At 70.4% G+C, this 17,943-nt stretch carries 12 protein-coding genes and 1 pseudogene; 6 read left to right on the forward strand and 7 right to left on the reverse strand.

Translation table 11 applies throughout. From position 1 onward, the window contains the following. Nucleotides 1-14: 14 nt before the first annotated feature. The 5 genes from ACIHAR_RS32990 to ACIHAR_RS33010 all read right to left on the reverse strand — a co-directional run bounded on the left by ACIHAR_RS32990 (nucleotide 15) and on the right by ACIHAR_RS33010 (nucleotide 8,971). The gene (locus ACIHAR_RS32990; RefSeq protein WP_365472383.1) at nucleotides 15-995 is read right to left on the reverse strand and encodes an ABC transporter permease; all 981 of its coding nucleotides are present in this window, start codon (nucleotides 993-995) and stop codon (nucleotides 15-17) included. A gap of 91 nt (nucleotides 996-1,086) precedes the next feature. Then, nucleotides 1,087-2,892, reverse strand: coding sequence for an ABC transporter substrate-binding protein (locus ACIHAR_RS32995; RefSeq protein WP_365472380.1), 1,806 nt, complete (start codon nucleotides 2,890-2,892; stop codon nucleotides 1,087-1,089). 117 nt (nucleotides 2,893-3,009) lie between these two features. Next, nucleotides 3,010-4,044, reverse strand: a complete 1,035-nt coding sequence (locus tag ACIHAR_RS33000; protein ID WP_400022961.1) for an ABC transporter permease — start codon at nucleotides 4,042-4,044, stop codon at nucleotides 3,010-3,012. Between the two features lie 669 nt (nucleotides 4,045-4,713). Then, on the reverse strand, nucleotides 4,714-6,621 hold the full coding sequence (gene typA / locus ACIHAR_RS33005; RefSeq protein WP_365472374.1) for a translational GTPase TypA: 1,908 nt from the start codon (nucleotides 6,619-6,621) through the stop codon (nucleotides 4,714-4,716). A 163-nt stretch (nucleotides 6,622-6,784) separates the two neighbouring features. Then, nucleotides 6,785-8,971: an ABC transporter family substrate-binding protein gene (locus tag ACIHAR_RS33010; RefSeq protein WP_400022962.1), complete on the reverse strand. Its 2,187-nt coding sequence runs from the start codon at nucleotides 8,969-8,971 to the stop codon at nucleotides 6,785-6,787. Nucleotides 8,972-9,302: 331 nt separating this feature from the next. Between ACIHAR_RS33010 and ACIHAR_RS33015 the strand changes: the two genes are divergently transcribed. From ACIHAR_RS33015 to ACIHAR_RS33030, 4 genes are read left to right on the forward strand one after another with little or no spacing between them, the layout of a single operon-like run. Then, the gene (locus tag ACIHAR_RS33015; RefSeq protein ID WP_365472368.1) at nucleotides 9,303-9,593 is read left to right on the forward strand and encodes a hypothetical protein; all 291 of its coding nucleotides are present in this window, start codon (nucleotides 9,303-9,305) and stop codon (nucleotides 9,591-9,593) included. Between the two features lie 35 nt (nucleotides 9,594-9,628). Continuing rightward, nucleotides 9,629-10,462, forward strand: a complete 834-nt coding sequence (locus ACIHAR_RS33020; protein WP_365472365.1) for a hypothetical protein — start codon at nucleotides 9,629-9,631, stop codon at nucleotides 10,460-10,462. Nucleotides 10,463-10,479: 17 nt separating this feature from the next. Beyond that, nucleotides 10,480-12,447, forward strand: coding sequence for a fumarate reductase/succinate dehydrogenase flavoprotein subunit (locus ACIHAR_RS33025; RefSeq protein WP_365472362.1), 1,968 nt, complete (start codon nucleotides 10,480-10,482; stop codon nucleotides 12,445-12,447). Beyond that, complete coding sequence (locus ACIHAR_RS33030; RefSeq protein WP_365472360.1) at nucleotides 12,444-13,214, forward strand: succinate dehydrogenase/fumarate reductase iron-sulfur subunit; 771 nt, start codon at nucleotides 12,444-12,446, stop codon at nucleotides 13,212-13,214. The genes ACIHAR_RS33025 and ACIHAR_RS33030 overlap by 4 nt, the downstream gene beginning before the upstream one ends. 46 nt (nucleotides 13,215-13,260) lie before the next feature. Here the strand turns inward: ACIHAR_RS33030 and ACIHAR_RS33035 are convergent, their stop codons facing one another. Beyond that, nucleotides 13,261-14,286: an aminoglycoside phosphotransferase family protein gene (locus ACIHAR_RS33035; RefSeq protein ID WP_365472357.1), complete on the reverse strand. Its 1,026-nt coding sequence runs from the start codon at nucleotides 14,284-14,286 to the stop codon at nucleotides 13,261-13,263. A gap of 43 nt (nucleotides 14,287-14,329) precedes the next feature. Continuing rightward, nucleotides 14,330-15,391 carry a hypothetical protein gene (locus tag ACIHAR_RS33040; RefSeq protein ID WP_400022965.1) on the reverse strand — a complete coding sequence of 354 codons (1,062 nt, stop codon included), beginning with the start codon at nucleotides 15,389-15,391 and terminating at the stop codon, nucleotides 14,330-14,332. A 243-nt stretch (nucleotides 15,392-15,634) separates the two neighbouring features. Here ACIHAR_RS33040 and ACIHAR_RS33045 point away from each other — a divergent pair, with 243 nt between their 5' ends. Together ACIHAR_RS33045 and ACIHAR_RS33050 are read left to right on the forward strand one after the other, a co-directional pair. Next, nucleotides 15,635-17,182, forward strand: coding sequence for a hypothetical protein (locus ACIHAR_RS33045; protein WP_400022963.1), 1,548 nt, complete (start codon nucleotides 15,635-15,637; stop codon nucleotides 17,180-17,182). Between the two features lie 128 nt (nucleotides 17,183-17,310). Beyond that, nucleotides 17,311-17,943: pseudogene (locus ACIHAR_RS33050) on the forward strand (protein phosphatase); the annotation flags it as partial.

A 17,943-nucleotide genomic window follows, 5' to 3' on the forward strand; every position in this document is an offset into this window, starting at 1 on the left:
CCTCAACGGGCGGACTAGGACAGCCGCACGCGCGGGTCGATCGCGGCGTACAGGGCGTCGACGACGATGTTGCACAGCAGGATCACGGCGGCGGCGAAGAGCATCACGCCCAGCAGCAGCGGAAGGTCGCTGAACTGCACCGACTCCACCGCGAGATGCCCCAGCCCGGGCAGTCCGAAGGTGTACTCGGTGATGATCGCGCCGCCGAGCATCGACGAGAGGTCGATGCCGAGGATGGTGACGATCGGGATGAGGGAACCTCGCCAGGCGTACCGGAAGAAGACGTACCGCCTGCTCATGCCCTTGGCGCGGGCCGTGCGGACGTGCTCCTCCTGGAGCTGTTCGATCATCGACGAGCGGGCCATACGGGTGTACTGGGCGGCGAAGATGGTGGACAGGACGACCCAGGGGATGATCAGTCCGGTGAACCAGGCGACGGGATTCTCGGTGAGGTCGGTGTACCGGGGCTCGTCGAAGATGTGGGTCTGGTAGACCAGCACGGCGAGCGCGAGCGGGCCCAGGAAGTAGATCTGCATGGAGCTGAGCACCATGGAGCCCGCGGTGAACGTCTTGTCCACGACCGTTCCGCGCCGCCAGGCGGCCAGCATGCCGGTGCCGAGCCCGACCAGGAGGAACACGACGGTGGCGCCGAACGCGAGCGAGACGGTGAGCGGCAGCCGGTCCATCAGGGTCGACCAGACCTGCTCGTTGGTGTGGTACGAGTAGCCGAAACAGGGGGCGGGGCAGGGTCCCTGGGCGAAGTCGTCGCGGCCCATGACGAGCCCCTGCAGGAAGATCCAGAACTGCTCGGGGATCGACTTGTCGATGCCGAGCGTGCGGTGGATGTTCTCCAGTGCCTCGGGCGTGCACGTCTTGCCGCACATCAGCAGCGCCGGGTCACGGGGCATGCCGAAGAAGAGCAGGAAGGCGACGACGGTCAGCAGGACCAGGATGACGATCGAGCCGATGGTCCGGCGAAGGAGGAAGCGCAGCATCTCAGTGGCAGCTTTCGGGCTCGTAGGCCGTGCGGCGCGGTGCGCCCCGTCGCTCGGGACGGGGCGCACCGGGCGCCGCGGTCGGAAAGGGCTACTTCACGAACAGCCTGCGCGGGTCGACGCCGCCGATGACGTCGTCGTACACGAGGCCGCCGATCTTGGAACCGGCGATCTGGGTCTGCTTGTAGTACGCCGTGGGGATGTTGGAGACGACGTCCTTCACGATGTACTCGTTGATCTTGTTCCAGGCCTCCGCGGCCTTGACCGGGTCGGTGATGACGCTGGCCTTGTCGATGTCGGCGTTGACCTTGGGGTCGTTGATGTGCGAGTAGTTCGAGGCGCCGTCCTGGATCTGGCGTCCGTCGTACAGCGGCGGGATGACGGTCGACGCGCTCGGCCAGTCGGCACCCCACGCGGTGTGGTAGATGTCGAAGTTGTTCTTGACCTTGTTGACCTGGTCGTAGTACGTCTCGGCCGGGATCTCCTGGCGCTGGACGTCGAAGCCGGCCTTCTCCAGGCCCGCCGCCATGGCGGTGGAGTACTGCTGGCCCTCGGGGGTGTTGATGTAGCCGAAGGTCAGCTTCAGGCCTGTCTTGCCGGCCTTCTCCAGCAGTTCCTTGGCCTTGGCCGGGTCACCGGCGGGCTTCTTCTTCTTGCCGAACGGGTCGAAATCCGGGTTGTAGCCGGAGACGGTCGGGCTGATCAGACCGCCGGCCACCTCACGGGCCGCGGTGCCGCCGTAGGCGCGCACGAACGGGGTGATCGGCAGGGCGTAGGCGATGGCCTCGCGGACCGTCTTGTCCTGCATCTCCTTGTGGGTCAGGTTGATGTTGATCTGACCCACGTACGGCTGGTAGCCGGAGATGGTACGGGACTTCAGCGCCGCGTCGGCGAGGATCTTGGACAGGTTGCCCGCGTCGACCTCGTTGGTGAAGCTGACCGCGGTGGCGTTGGCCCCGGAGTCGTCGAGGATCGCCTTGGTGGAGTCCTCGAACTGCTTGTTGAAGGCGATGTTGAACCCGTCGACGTACTGGTGCCGGATCGGGTCGGTCTTCGCGTCCCAGCTGGTGTTCTTCACCAGGGTCATGGACTTGCCGGACTTGAACTCCTGGATCTTGTACGGGCCGGCCGTCATCGGGGCCTTGTCGTACCGCTCCTTGGTGTCCTTCTTCTGCGAGACGATCGAGTAGCCGGCCATGGCCAGCGCGTAGGGCAGGTCGGGCTTGGCCGACTTGAACTTGAAGACGATGGTCTTGTCGTCCGGCGTCTCCAGGACGGTGTCCGGCAGGTGCTTGCCGTTGTACGGGCCGTCCTTCAGCAGGCTGCGGTAGCCGGTGCCCGGCGTGTCGGCGAGCCACTGCTGGATGTAGGTCGGGCCGTTGGAGATGAACGGCGCGAAGAGGCGTTCGAAGGTGTGGCGCACGTCGGCGGCGGTGATCGCGGAGCCGTCGGCCCACTTGATCCCGTCCTTCAGCGTGTACTTCCAGGTCTTGCCGCCGTCGGTGGTGGTCCCGCTGTCGGTGGCGAGGTCGCCGACGACCATGTGCTCCTTGCCGTCCTCGCTGGTGGCCTTGTAGCCGGTCAGACCTCTGTGGATCAGCTGCGACAGGGCCATCTCGTCGGAGACGTAGATCTGGCCGGGGTCGAGGTGCGCGTAGGAGTCGCGCTGGAGGACCGTGATCGTGCCGCCGGGCTTGGCGCCGGGTACCTCGGCGGCCGGGCCGGTCGAGGCCTTGGCGTCGCCGAACTCGATGGACGACTGCTGCCGTTCGGCGTTCTCCTTGTCCTCCTTGCCGTTGCCTTCCTTGCTGCCGCCCTCGCTGCAGCCGGTGAGCACGAGCGCTCCCGCCGCGAGCAGTGAGAGCGCGGCGTACGCGTGGCGTCCACCCTTACCCATCACTCAATTCCCACCCATCTGTGTGTTCACCAGTGCCGACGAAGTGCCTGCGATGTGCGGGCCGGCGGTGTGCGTGCCGGCCGGGAGGTCGGGCGAGGAGACGCCCCAACGCGTCGGTCAGCGGGCCGTCTTGGGATCGAAGGCGTCCCTGACCGAGTCCCCGAGCAGGTTGAATGCCACGATGAAGATGATCATCGAGACCCCGGGGAAGAACATGTAGGTGATGTCGTTCTGCATCACGAGTTCGGTGGCCGCCTTGGAGAACATCTGGCCCCAGTCCGGGGTCGGTTCGACCAGGCCCACGCCGAGGAAGGACAGTCCGGCCTCGGCGGTCACGAAGTTCGGCAGCATGTAGGTGGCCTGCACCAGGATCGGCGTGACCACGTTGGGCATGATCTCCCTGCGGATGATCCGGCCCGGCGGCGCCCCGCTCACCTTGGCCGCCTCGATGAACTCCCTCTCCCGCAGGGCGAGGGCGGTGCCGCGCAGGATCCGGGCGAGGCTCATCCAGCCGAGGAACCACATCACCGCGATCAGCGCGACGACCCGGACGTAGACGGGCGTCTCGTCGCGGGGGCTGACGAAGAGGGAGACCACGACCGGCATGCTCGCGATGAAGAACAGCTGGGAGGGGATGGCGAGCAGGAAGTCGATCAGCCGGCTGATCAGGTAGTCCGTCCTGCCGCCGAGGTAGCCGGCCGCGACGCCGAGGACGATGCCGGTCAGCACGGTCGCGACGGTGACCGCCAGCGAGATGCCCAGGGAGTTGCGGATCCCGTAGAGCAGCTTGGTGAAGACGTCGTAGCCGTTGCCGGGCTCGAGGCCGAACCAGAACTCGCCGCTGATGCCGCCGTTGGGCTGCACCGGCACACCCGCGCTGTCGAACAACTCGGGCCGCTCGTCCGCGTAGACCGTGTACGGGTTCTTGCCGTAGAGCTTGGAGATCAGCGGGGCGAGCAGTCCGATCAGGAAGAAGAACGCCACGACGTAGGCGGAGACGACGCCCGTGCGGTCGCGCTTGAAGCGCAGCCACATCAGCTGCCCCGGGGAGCGGCCCACGGGCGCCTTGGCCTCGGTTTCGGTCCTCGGGCCCTGGTCGCCGTCGACGACGACCGACGTTCCGCCGCCCTCAATGTCGGTAGGACTTGTCACAGTTCGCCCATCTCACAGGTGTGGGTGTGCCGGACCGGCGGTCGCGTCAGGGTGTGCGCGACCGCTGGACGGTGCAGGAAGGGACGTCAGGGCGTGCCGGTGTGCGAGGGATGAACCCGCAGCCGGACGCGCGTAGTCGAACGGCCGCACGGGGCGGCCGGACGCGAACTCAGTGACGTTCGCCGCGTGCGGGGACGTGCCGGCCTGAGGACCGATCGGCTAGGGAAGACATGGGACTCCTCCTCGTGACTCCACGCGTTCACCAACAGGAGGGGGCGCTCGTCTGTCCTCCGACACCCCTGACGGAGGGTCAGACACCCCCTGGTGCTCGTGAGTCGGCGCTGTCCCCACAGCGCGAGACCCATTGACCCGAGCGCTACGCGGCTAACTATCTGCCATGCGCCAAGTGGCGACCACTGTCTTTAAATCTCAATTCAGTCACAGCTCACGCCTAGATCTTCCAAAATCTGGACAAACTGTCTGGCGCGAGAAGGCCGCGAAACGGACGTGTTACATGGCTATCGGGCGAGGATCTCCGCATTTCGGACACCGAGGGCCGCGCGACGCCGGAAAAACGGGTTGCGAAAAGCCCGGGCGCCCCCAAGATGGGGACACCCGGGCTCGGTGACGTACTGTCAGCGGCTCGAGCGGCCGGCGATCAGCCGGTCGTCAGCCGTGCTTGGCGCGGCTCGCGGCGCGGGCGCGCTCGCGCGCGTCCAGGTTCACCTTGCGGATGCGCACGGCCTCCGGGGTGACCTCGACGCACTCGTCGTCGCGGCAGAACTCCAGCGACTGCTCCAGCGACAGCTTGCGCGGCGGCACGATCGACTCCGCCACGTCGGCCGTCGAGGACCGCATGTTGGTGAGCTTCTTCTCCTTGGTGATGTTGACGTCCATGTCGTCGGCGCGGGAGTTCTCGCCGACGATCATGCCCTCGTACACCTCGGTGCCGGGCTCGACGAACAGCACGCCGCGCTCCTGGAGGTTCGTCATCGCGAACGCGGTGACGGCACCGGAGCGGTCGGCGACCAGCGAGCCGTTGTTGCGGGTCTGCAGCGTGCCGAACCAGGGCTCGAAGCCCTCGTGGATGGAGTGGCCGATGCCCGTGCCGCGGGTCTGGGTCAGGAACTCGGTCCTGAAGCCGATGAGACCGCGCGAGGGCACCACGAACTCCATGCGCACCCAGCCGGAGCCGTGGTTCGACATGTTGTCCATCCGGCCCTTGCGGACGCCCATGAGCTGCGTGACCGCGCCCATGTGCTCCTCGGGCACGTCGATCGTCATGCGCTCGACGGGCTCGTAGACCTTGCCGTCCACGTCCTTGGTGACGACCTGCGGCTTGCCGATGGTCAGCTCGAAGCCCTCGCGGCGCATCTGCTCGACCAGGATGGCGAGCGCCAGCTCACCGCGGCCCTGCACCTCCCAGGCGTCCGGGCGGTCGGTGTCCAGCACGCGCAGCGAGACGTTGCCGATCAGCTCGCGGTCCAGGCGGTCCTTGACCTGGCGGGCGGTGACCTTGCGGTCCTTGACGGCGGACTTGTTGTCCGCGCCCTTGCCGGTGGCGCCACGGCCGACCAGCGGGGAGGTGTTGGTGCCGATCACCATGGAGATCGCGGGTTCGTCGACCGTGATCAGGGGCAGCGGAACCGGGTTCTCGGTGTCCGCGAGGGTCTCACCGATCATGATGTCCGGGATACCGGCCACGGCGCAGATGTCACCGGGGCCCGCCTTCTCGGCCGGCTTTCGGGTGAGCGCCTCCGTCATCATCAGCTCGGAGATGCGCACGTTGGTGACGGAGCCGTCGCGCTTCATCCACGCGACGGTCTGGCCCTTCTTCAGCTCGCCCTGGTGCACGCGAAGCAGCGCGATACGGCCGAGGAAGTTGTCGGCGTCCAGGTTGGTGACGTGGGCCTGGAGCGGGGCGTCCTCGTCGTAGGTGGGGGCGGGGATGTGCTCCAGGATCGTGGAGAAGAACGGCTCCAGGCTGGTGGAGTCCGCGGGCACGGTGCCGTCGGCCGGCTTGGTCAGCGAGGCGATGCCGTCGCGGCCGCAGGCGTAGACGATCGGGAACTCGATCTGCTCCTCGTCGGCGTCCAGGTCGAGGAAGAGGTCGTAGGTCTCGTTGACGACCTCGTCGATCCGGGCGTCCGGCCGGTCCGTCTTGTTGATGCACAGGATGATCGGCAGGCGGGCCTGGAGCGCCTTGCGCAGCACGAAGCGGGTCTGCGGCAGGGGACCCTCGGAGGCGTCGACGAGCAGGACGACACCGTCGACCATCGACAGACCGCGCTCGACCTCGCCACCGAAGTCGGCGTGGCCGGGGGTGTCGATGATGTTGATGGTGATGGGCTCCCCGCCGTCCTTCGGGTGGTACTTCACCGCGGTGTTCTTGGCGAGGATCGTGATGCCCTTCTCACGCTCCAGGTCGTTCGAGTCCATCATGCGGTCGTCGACAGAGTCGAGCTGGTGGGCGGCGAAGGCACCGGCCTGCTTCAGCATGCCGTCGACGATGGTCGTCTTGCCGTGGTCGACGTGGGCGACGATGGCTACGTTGCGAATGTCGTGGCGCGTGGCCATAAAGCGGCGTTCTCCCGGAGTGTGAGGACCGGCCCTGCTGCGTACGTCTGTGTTACGCGGGCCCTGCCGGGCTTGACACGCCACGGCCTCACCCCATGGTACGTGGCCCCGCGCGGCGCGACCCCCGCAGGGCCACGAGGTTCATGTCACCTCGCCCCTCACGTCACTTCTCGGACGGGCCCGCCGGCATCTTCGCGCCCTTCTTCAGGAAGCCCATGTCCTCGTAGACGGGGGTCTGGAAGCCGAAGGCGCCGGCGTTGACCACGTTCTTCCTCGCCGCGGTCAGCTGGGGGCGCTGGTAGAGAGGAATCGATCCGGCAGCGGCCCAGATACGGGCGTCGGCCTTGCGGAGCAGGGACCGCTGCTCCTCCTCGTCCAGGGTCGAGATCGCCTCGTCGAACAGCTGGTCGACCTGGTCGGTGCCGACCCGGGTGTAGTTCTGCTCGACGCTCAGCGAGCCGTCGGCGGCCGGCACGGGCTTGGCGTAGATCGGCCGGGCGTCGGTGGCCGGGAAGGCGGAGGAGGGCCAGGAGTACAGCGCCAGGTCGTACTCGCCGGAGGCGATGTGGTCCCTGAAGTAGCTGTCGTCGGCCACCTTGGTGATCTCGGTGCGGATGCCGACCTTGTCCAGCATCCGCGTGATCCGCTCGGCGACCGCGTGCAGGGGCTCCGAGCCCGCGCCGCTCGGCAGCACGAACCGCAGGGTGAGCGCCTTGCCGTCCTTGGCCAGCGCCTCACTCGCGGCCCCGGCGGGGGCGGCGGTGCCGCGGGGTGCGTAGGCGCCGGGCACGCCGTGCTGGTTGACGGACTGCTTGCCCTCGTGGGCGAGTTGCCGGCCGCGGTCCTCGTGTTCGCGCTCCGCCCGCCCGGGCGCCTTGTCGTCCTCGCCGACGATGTACGTGCCGTCGTCGCCGCCCCGGGACGGTTCCTCGCCGCTCTTGCCGCTCCCCGCGTTCTTCTCCCGCTCGGCTCCGGCGGCCTTCTCCCTCTCCTTCTTCTCGACCGGGCCGCCGGGGACCCAGCCGGCGTCCGCGAGCAGCGCCTGGGCCTCCTTCGTGTCCTGCCCGCCGAGCGCCCCGCTGCTGTCGGCGTAGGCCTCCTGCCCGGACAGGGCGAGGTGGCTGCCGACGGGGACCGCGGGCAGGCCCAGCGGATCGAGCACCAGCTCGACCAGTTCCTCGCGGTCCAGTGCCCGGGCCACCGCCCGGCGCACCCGCTCGTCGGCGAGGGGACCGTCGGCTCCGTTCAGCGCGAGCTGGGTGTAGGCCGGCTCCAGGGACTTGCGCACCTCGAAGTCCCGCAGCGCCTTCTGCTGGCGTTCCCAGGTCGCGACCGCCTTGCTCAGCTTCTGGCGGGCGTACTTCTCGTCCTGGGCCGTCTCCCCGTCGGAGTCGTGGGCGAGCGCCCAGGGGCCGGGTGCCTTGGCGGCGTTGCGGCCGCCGCCGGGGCCGGCCAGCGGTCCGGCCCCACCCTGGGCGGCGCCGTCGATGCGCTGGGCTGCGGCCTGGTCGATCTCGGCCAGGTCGATCTTCCCGGCGGCGAGCGCGGCGGCCCGCTCCTCCCGGCCGACGGCGGTCAGGACGAGCTCGGAGAGCTTGGCGGGCCGCCCCCACCAGCGCGGATTGGGGGTGAGCCGGATCCGCCCCTGCTCCCGGTCGACCTGCTTCAGGGCGAACGGCCCGGCACTGACCTTCAGCTTGCGCCGGGCACCGTCGTTGAAGGCGTCGGGGGTGCCCATGACGTCCTTCGGGTACAGCGGGGAGAACAGCGACTGCCAGTCGGAGTAGGGGCGGCGGAAGGTGACCCGGACCTCGAGGTCGTTCGCCCCGCGCTCGATCTTCTCGATGCGGTCGTAGCCGGCGTTGCGGGCGGTCCAGTAGGCGCTGTCCTTGCCGGACAGGGCGCGCCACTGGGCCGCGAAGTCGGCGGCGCCGATCTCACGGCCGTCGCTCCACACGGCCTGCTGGTTGAGCTTGTACAGGACGACCTGCCGGGGCTCGGTGTCGACGACCTTGGCGGACTCCAGGTAGTCGGGGTTGCGGGCGGGCCGACCGTTCGCGTCGATCCGGTACATCGACGGCAGGACGGCCTGGGCGATCCGGGTGGTCGTGGCGTCGGCGTCGGCCTGGAAGGTGTTGAAGGTCTCCGGTACGGCGTCCATCGCCCAGCGCAGGGTGCCGCCCTCGGCGACCTGGGCGCGGGTGACCCGGGCGATGTCCTGGGGGGCCAGCGGTTTGCCGGCCTTGTCGTCGCTTCCACAGGCGGTCAGGGCGGGGACCGCCAGCGCGCCCGCGGTGAGGAAGGCGACCGAGCGCATGACCGCGCGCAGTCCGACGCCGTCGTGAGTCATCTCAGGTACCTCCGGGGAGCCGCTGCCGCCGCTGACACGGGTGCGTTATGTTCACATTTGGCGGTATTTTGGAGCTGATCTGATCTACGGACCACTGAAGAGGAAAGGGTTCGCCTGCCGGGGGCGACACGGCGGCGGGGCGCGCAAGCTCACCCGTGCGGAGCAGTAGCCGCCCCCGGCGCACACAGAGCGCGTTCGGGCGTGCGCCGAGGGCATGCGATCGGCCAATCGCTGCACACGCCTTCACATCCACAGGTGTGACGCGCAACACTCGCAGGCGCATGAGCGTCGCCGTCCAGGGCCCGCGGGCCCGCGGAAGTGAGGTCACGTCATGTCCGTGCACGACGATCTGACAACCGTCCAGCGCTGCCTCGACGATCTGTCGCGGTCCGTCGGCCGTCTGGAGCAACAGCTCGGACGCGGCGGCCTCGAGATGCGTCGCGTCCGCACCGACGCCGACCACCTGCGCGAGAGCGTCGCGCTGCTGCGCGAGGCGGCGGCCACCTCGACCGCGCCCAAGCGGCCGGATCTGGTCACCATCCCCGACACGCCCTACGACGACTCCCTGTGGATCGACACGGACGACGAGGGACTCGGCGCCCGTGACCGCCGTGCCCCCTGAACCGTCCGGAGTCCCGAGCCGACCGGAGTCATGAATTGGCCACAGGTACGGAACCCCCCGCCACCGAACCCCATACGCCCCGCGGCGTGCACACCGCCACGCGCGCCGCGATCACCGCACCCCACCTGCGCAAGGACCGCTGGTGGCTGGCCCCGGCGGCCACCGCGGCCGGCCTGCTGGCCTTCGTCGTGTACTCGACCTGGCGGGCCTTCGCGAACGCGGACTACTACGCGGCGCCCTACGTCTCGCCGTTCTACTCGCCCTGTCTCGCCGAGCGCTGCGAGCCCATGCGGGCGGGCCCGAACTGGGAGATCTTCGGCGCCTGGTGGGGCCTCTCCCCGGCGATCATCATCCTGATCTTCCCGCTGGGCTTCCGTCTGACCTGCTACTACTACCGCAAGGCCTACTACCGGGGCTTCTGGGCGTCCCCGCCGGCCTGCGCGGTGGCCGAGCCGCACAAGAAGTACACCGGCGAGACCCGCTTCCCGCTGATCCTGCAGAACATCCACCGGTACTTCTTCTACGCGGCGATCCCGGTCGCCGGGATCCTGACCTACGACACCGTGCTCGCCTTCCGCGACGAGCACTACGCGTGGGGCCACATGGGCCTCGGCACCCTCGTCTTCCTCGTCAACATCGTGCTGATCTGGGCGTACACGCTCTCCTGCCACTCCTGCCGGCACATCGTCGGCGGGAAGCTCAAGCACTTCTCCAAGCACCCCGTGCGCTACCGGATGTGGCAGTGGGCCGGGAAGCTGAACGCCCGGCACATGCAGCTGGCCTGGGCGTCGCTGCTCAGCGTCGCGCTCGCCGACTTCTACGTCTACCTGGTGGCGTCCGGCGCCTTCGACGATCCGCGCTTCTTCTAGATGGGTGGGGCCTTCTGATGTCCGTGGTCGACCGGCAGGAGTGGGACGTCGTGGTGGTCGGGGCCGGTGGCGCCGGCCTCAGGGCCGCCATCGAGGCGCGCGAGCGCGGAGCCCGTACGGCGGTGATCTGCAAGTCGCTGTTCGGCAAGGCGCACACGGTGATGGCCGAGGGCGGCATCGCGGCCGCGATGGCCAACGCCAACGAGCACGACAACTGGCAGGTCCACTTCCGCGACACCATGCGCGGGGGCAAGTTCCTCAACCAGTGGCGGATGGCCGAGCTACACGCGCAGGAGGCCCCGGACCGGGTGTGGGAGCTGGAGACCTGGGGCGCCCTGTTCGACCGGACCAAGGACGGCAGGATCTCCCAGCGCAACTTCGGCGGCCACGAGTACCCGCGCCTCGCGCACGTCGGCGACCGCACCGGCCTGGAGCTGATCCGCACCCTCCAGCAGAAGATCGTCGCCCTCCAGCAGGAGGACCACCGCGAGACCGGCGACTACGAGTCCCGGCTGAAGGTCTTCCAGGAGTGCACGGTCACCCGGATCCTCCAGGAGCGGCCCGGCGGCGGCCCCGCCGCGGGGACCGGCCGGGTCTCCGGCGTCTTCGCCTACGACCGCGAGACCGGCCGCTTCTTCGTCCTGGAGGCCCCCGCCGTGGTGATCGCGACCGGCGGCATCGGCAAGTCGTTCAAGGTGACGTCGAACTCCTGGGAGTACACGGGCGACGGCCACGCGCTCGCCCTGCTCGCCGGGGCGCCCCTGCTGAACATGGAGTTCGTGCAGTTCCACCCGACGGGCATGGTCTGGCCGCCGTCGGTCAAGGGCATCCTCGTCACCGAGTCCGTGCGCGGCGACGGCGGGGTGCTCAGGAACGCCGACGGCAAGCGGTTCATGTTCGACTACATCCCCGACGTCTTCAAGGAGAAGTACGCCGAGTCCGAGGACGAGGCCGACCGCTGGTACGACGCCCCGGACGACAACCGGCGTCCGCCGGAACTCCTCCCCCGCGACGAGGTCGCCCGGGCCATCAACGCCGAGGTGAAGGCCGGCCGCGGCTCCCCGCACGGCGGCGTCTTCCTCGACGTGTCGACGCGGATGCCCGCCGAGGTCATCAAGCGACGGCTGCCCTCGATGTACCACCAGTTCAAGGAGCTGGCGGACGTCGACATCACGGCGGAGGCGATGGAGGTCGGACCGACCTGCCACTACGTGATGGGCGGCGTCGCCGTCGACTCCGACACGGCCGCCGCGCGCGGGGTGCCCGGACTGTACGCGGCCGGCGAGGTGGCCGGCGGCATGCACGGCTCCAACCGGCTCGGCGGGAACTCCCTCTCCGACCTGCTGGTGTTCGGCCGCCGGGCGGGCTGGCACGCGGCCGAGTACGCGGCGGGCCTGGCGGCCCGCCCGGCCGTCGACGACACCGAGGTCGACACGGCCGCCGCCGAGGCCCTGCGCCCCTTCTCCGCCGAGGCGGAGGACGAGGGCGGGGAGCCGGGCGCGCCGGCGGAGAACCCGTACACCCTCCACCAGGAACTCCAGCAGACCATGAACGACCTCGTCGGCATCATCCGCCGCGAGGGCGAGATGGCCCAGGCCCTGAAGAAACTCGCCGAGCTGCGGGTACGGGCGCGGCGGGCCGGCGTGGAGGGCCACCGCCAGTTCAATCCGGGCTGGCACCTCGCCCTGGACCTGCGGAACATGCTGCTGGTCAGCGAGTGCGTGGCGCGGGCCGCGCTGGAACGCACCGAGTCGCGCGGCGGCCACACCCGCGAGGACCACCCGACGATGGACCGCACCTGGCGCAACGTCAACCTGCTGTGCCGGCTGACCGACCCCACCGGTGGACTGGCGGCCACCGACCCGGCCCACGGCCAGATCACCCTCGCCCGCGAGACCACCGACCCCATCCGCCCCGACCTGCTCGCCCTCTTCGAGAAGGAGGAGCTGGTCAAGTACCTCGCCGAAGAGGAGCTGTACGAGTGAGCAGCTACGAGGCCCGCTTCAAGGTGTGGCGGGGTGACGCGCAGGGCGGCGGCCTGGAGGACTTCACCGTCGAGGTCAACGACGGCGAGGTGGTGCTGGACATCATCCACCGCCTCCAGGCGACCCAGGTGCCCGACCTCGCCGTGCGCTGGAACTGCAAGGCGGGCAAGTGCGGTTCGTGCTCCGCTGAGATCAACGGACGGCCGCGGCTGCTGTGCATGACGCGCATGTCGGTGTTCGACCGGGAGGAGACGATCACCGTCACGCCCCTGCGCGCCTTCCCGGTCATCCGCGACCTGGTGACGGACGTCGGCTTCAACTACGAGAAGGCGAGGGAGGTGCCGGCGTTCGTGCCGCCCGCGGGGCTGGGTCCCGGTGAGTACCGGATGTTCCAGGAGGACGTGGACCGGCCGCAGGAGTTCCGCAAGTGCATCGAGTGCTTCCTGTGCCAGGACACCTGCCACGTGGTCCGCGACCACGAGGAGAACAAGCCGGCCTTCGCCGGCCCCCGCTTCCTCATGCGGGTCGCGGAGCTGGACATGCACCCGCTGGACGCCGCGGAGGAGGCCGGCCTGGACCGCAAGCGCACGGCCCAGGACGAGCACGGGCTCGGCTACTGCAACATCACCAAGTGCTGCACGGAGGTCTGCCCCGAGGGCATCAAGATCACGGACAACGCGCTGATCCCGTTGAAGGAACGGGCGGTGGACCGCAAGTACGACCCACTGGTGTGGCTGGGGTCGAAGATCCGGCGGCGTTCCTCCTGAGCGGGCCCGGCAGCGGAGTCCGGCAGCGGACCCCCGTGCGGGACGGTCACCGTCCGACGAGGTGCAGGGCCCGCACCAGATTGGACTCCGCGATCGCCCGCATGCCCTCCGGACGGGGGAAGTCGCCGTCGAGCAGGCGCAGCGGCCCCGCGACGAGACCGAGGTGCAGGGACAGGCGGTAGAGACGCAGGCGGGCCTCGTCGAGGCCGGGGACGCGCAGGGCGTCGTAATGGCGGCCGAAGCGGAGCTGGAGGAAGACGTGCTCCTGCTCCACGTCGCAGTACAGCAAGCCCTCGATGTCGATCAGGGCCGGGTGTCCGTCGGGCGTCACCAGGACGTGGTCGGGTCCGAGCTCGCCGTGGACGAGGGTGTGGCGGGCACGGGGGCGGACCTCGGCACGCAGGGTGTGGACCGCCTGCTCGAACGCCCCGCGGGCGGCCGCGGCACGCGGGTCTCGTACGGCGATCTCCGCGATGCTGCGCAGCGCCCCCTCCGCGACGCGCTGCTCGCACGGACCGCCGTGCGAGGAGCCCCCGTCGTCGACGAGGGCGACCTTGCCGAAGCGGGGGCCGGCGCAGCCGTGCAGGGTCTCGAGCAGCGCCGCCATCCGCTCCATGGCCTCGGGCGCCGCCCGGGGGTCGCGCGCCAGCAGCTCCTCCAGGCTGCCGCCCGGGAGGTCCTCGACGACCGCCGCGTCCGCCGGGAGGTGGGTGTGCGTGCCGTCGGCGTGCAGGAGGCGGGGGGTGCGGACGCCGACGGCGGCCAGGCGGTCGTGCGCGGCCGTGAACAGGTCGAGGCCCGTGCCGGGGGAGAAGGGGTCGCGCAGGTCGGAGGGACCGGCGTCCCAGTAGTCCTCTCCGGCCGACCACACGTAGGCGACAGCCGTCGTGCCGTCGTCGAGGTGGAGCCGGTAGACGCCCTTCCTGCTGCCGCCGCGCAGACGGGTGGCGGCGGCGAGGGTGCGGTGGCGGCCGGCCGCGGCACGCGCGAGAGGCGCGAGGGCGTCGCGGGTGAGGGCGGGGCGGGCCGAGGGGGAACGGGTGGGGGCCGGTTGGTCCGGGGCGGCGGTCATGCGCCGGATGGTCGCACCGCAGCCCGGCCGGCGCAGGCCTTTTTCAGCGCACCCAGTCCTTCCGGTACGCCGTCCAGTCCGCTTCCTCCGCCGCGAAGTCGACGTACAGCGCCACACCGAAGTTCGCGCGGTCCGCGTCCGTGCGGGAGAGGCCGAGGCGGACCCCGCGGACGCCGGCGGGGACGGTCTCCGCGTGCTCCCAGTGGCCGAAGCCCTTCTCGTGGTAGAAGGGGAGGCCCATCAGCAGGTCGGTGGTCTCCGGGGTGACCTCCAGGGCCAGCGACGTCTGCTGGGCGACGTAGCCGCCGTACGTGCTCTCCAGCGGCTGCATGGTGTCGTAGGACATGACGGCGATCTGGTCGACGCGGCGGGCGACCTGGCCGAAGAACTCCTGCGACCACCACTTCGGGTGACCGGTGACGGCGCCCCGGACGGAGTGCAGGCCGGGGAGCGGGTCGATCTGGTGCGCGGCGACGGAGAGGGGGGCGCCCCGGGCCGCGGTGACGCGGTGCAGGGCGTCGAGGAGGGTGAGGTAGTTCCGGTCGTCGGAGTGCAGCGGCTCCAGGTCGAAGTGGGCGCCCTCGAAACCGGCGGCGAGGATCTGACCGGTCGACCGCACCACGGCGGCCCGGGTCTGCGCACGCTCCAGCCGCATGCCGCGGGAGCCCTCGCTGGCGAGCACGTCACCGAGCCACGCCTGGACCCTGATCCCGGGCATCTCGCGGTGTACGGCGTCGATGAACCAACGGGCGTTCGGATAGGCCGACTCGGGCAGCGTGCCGTCGTGCTCCAGGGGGCCGGCGTGGACGTAGAGGTCGCGGATGCCGGTGGTTTTCAGCCGGGCGGCGAGGGCGGTGACGTCGGCGTCCTTCTTGCGCCCGTCGACCCAGGCGTGCCCGAGCCAGATGGCGTCCTTGCCGCGGGTGCGGGCACTGTCGTCCGGGTCGCCCAGGTTGTTCACGCCGAGGGCGATCTGGGAGGCGAGGACGGGGAGGAGCAGCAGGAGGACGAGGCCGAGAGCGATCCGGCGGGTTCGGCGGAGCCAGGGGCGTCGGGGGGCGGGCGGCTCGGCGCCGTCGGCGCCCGCGCCGCCGGGGTCGGTCACGGCCGTGTGCAAGCCCTCCCTCTCTCCCCCGCCGGCGGCATCGGTCACGTCGGCGTTCGGGCCCTCGCCCCCGCCCGCACCCCCGCTCGGGCCGTCGCCCTCGCCCTCGTGGTCGGCCGGGTCCCTCTGCTCCTGCACCGGCTTCCGATCCACCGATTCCCCTTCCATGTCGCCCAGCCCCACGCCCCCACCTCGGGCGACTCCCACTCGCGTGGCCCCATTCGGGGCCATACGCTCGCAAATGTGACGTCATCCCGGTACCGCGGCCGACCGCGGCGCACCAGGCCGCACATATGGGTGCGGATGGTGCACGCCGTGCTGGGCGGTGCGGCCGGGATCGTGTGGCTGATGTTGCCAGGGATGACGACGAGTGCCGACGCTCCGGTTGCGATCACCCGCGAGGAGCAGCTCGCACCCCCCGCGACCACGACAGCCCAGGAGGACGACGGGACCTCCGCCGTCGACCTCGTCCTGCCGGTCGCCGTGCTCGCCACCGTCGGCGCCCTCGCCGCGTACGGCCATGTACGCCGCGTCCGCCGGGCCCGGACCCGGACGACCCCGGGCGGCACGACCACCGGTGCGCCACCCGCCCCTCCCCCGCTCACCGACCTCGACGCACAGGCCCGCTCCGCCCTCGTCGAGGCGGACGACTGCGTACGGGCCAGCCGCGAGGAGCTGTCCTTCGCCGAGGCCCGTTGCGGCCCGGAGGCGGTCGCGCCCTTCGTCCGCGCGGTGCTGGAGGCGGACGGCGAACTCTCGGCCGCCTTCCGCATGCGCCGGCGCTACGACGAGGGTCACCCGGAGGAGGAGGCGGCCCGCCTGCACGCACTCGCCGGGATGGTGGGCCGGTGCCGGGAGGCGGGGCGACGGCTGGAGCTCGCCGCCCCGGCCTTCCGCCGGTTACGCGACCTGGAAGGGAACCTGACCCCGGCCCTGGAGACGGCCGAGGCCCGCTTCCGTGACCTGGCGGGACGAACGGCCGCGGCGGAGGCCACCCTCGCCGACCTCGCCACCCGGTACTCCCCCGCGGCGACCGCCTCCGTCACCGGCTACCCGGAACAGGCCAAGGACCGCCTGGTGTTCGCGACGACGCACCTCAACCACGCCCGCCAGGCGGCCGACTCGGGCCGCCCCGAGGAGGCGGCCCGCCATCTCCGGGCGGCGGAGGGAGCGGTGGCCCAGGCCACGACCTTCGTCGAGGCCGTGCACGAGCTGGCCGCCTGGCTGCGGCAGGCGGCGGACATGGTCCCCGCCGCCCTCACCGGAGCCGAGGCGGAACTGTCGGCGTCCCGCACCGCCGCCCGGGCCGAGGGCGAGCCGTACGCCCGGCTCCTGCACGCCGACGCCGAACTGGCCGCCGTGCGCCAGGAACTGACGAGCGGGCGGCCGCACGATCCGCTGAACGCCCTGCGCCGGATCGTCCACGCCACCGCACCCCTCGCCACCGGTCGCACCGGCGTGCTCCCGGCCGCCGCCCTTCTCACCGCGCAGGCGGCCGTCGCCGCCGCGGACGACTTCATCGCCACTCACCGGGGCACGGTGGGCGTCACGGCCCGCACCGGCCTCGCCGAGGCCGGCCGCCTCCTGGCCGCGGGCTCACCGGCCGACCTCCCCCATGCGGACGCTCTGGCCCTGGAGGCCCGTGAACGCGCCGAGCTGGACGTACGCCTGCACGGGAACCCGTACCCGGAGGCGGCCGGCCACGAGCGCGGAACCTCCGGAGCAGTCTCGGGCGGCATCCTGCCGGGCGTCGCCCCGGACGAGAGCCCGGCGGGGTTCGGCTGCCCATAGGCCGCCCAACGCGGCAACACCCCCACGCGCCACCCCAGTTGTAGCGGTTCGGTGACGATCCCGGGCTCCCCGTGACACCCATTCATATGATGATGTGGCTTTGACTCGCTTCACGGGGGTGGGCCAGCGTGATCAACCCGGACCAGATTCCACAGTTCACCGGCAATCTCTTCCAACTGGAGTTGGATCATGCCGCGTTGAGGGCGGATGCGGGTGCTGTGCGGGACACGGGTGCGGATGTGCACAGTCGGTTCCAGGGGTTGTCGGCGTTCTACCGGGCTCCGGAGGCGGAGCAGTTGTTCGCGACGACGAAGCCGGTGCAGGAGCGGGCGGACGACTTCGCGTCGGATCTGGAGTCGGTGGCGTCGGCTCTGTCGTCGTACGCGGCGGAGATCCGTCCGTTGGTGGCGAGGCTGCTGGAGCTGAAGACGAAGGCGCGGACGTTCGTCGATTCGGTGAAGGACGACGACGAGTGGGAGTACGACGAGGACAAGGTCGGCGAGCACAACCGGTTGCGGGACGACATCACGGCGACGGTGGCGGCGTTCTGGGCGGCGGAGCGTACCTGTCACAACAAGATCACCGCGTTGTGGGGCGGGACGCAGATGGTGGCGGGGGACGGTTCGGAGCGCACGGATCAGTACGGCTTCGCTGCCGAGGACATGGAGAACGCGAAGCTTCCCTGGGGTGACCCGGTGGAGGAGAGGCACCACTGGTACGAGGTGGGCCACTGGGTGAAGTCCTTCGTGTGGGACGGGCTG

The organism is Streptomyces sp. NPDC052016 (genome assembly GCF_044548445.1).
Classification (GTDB): Bacteria; Actinomycetota; Actinomycetes; order Streptomycetales; family Streptomycetaceae; genus Streptomyces.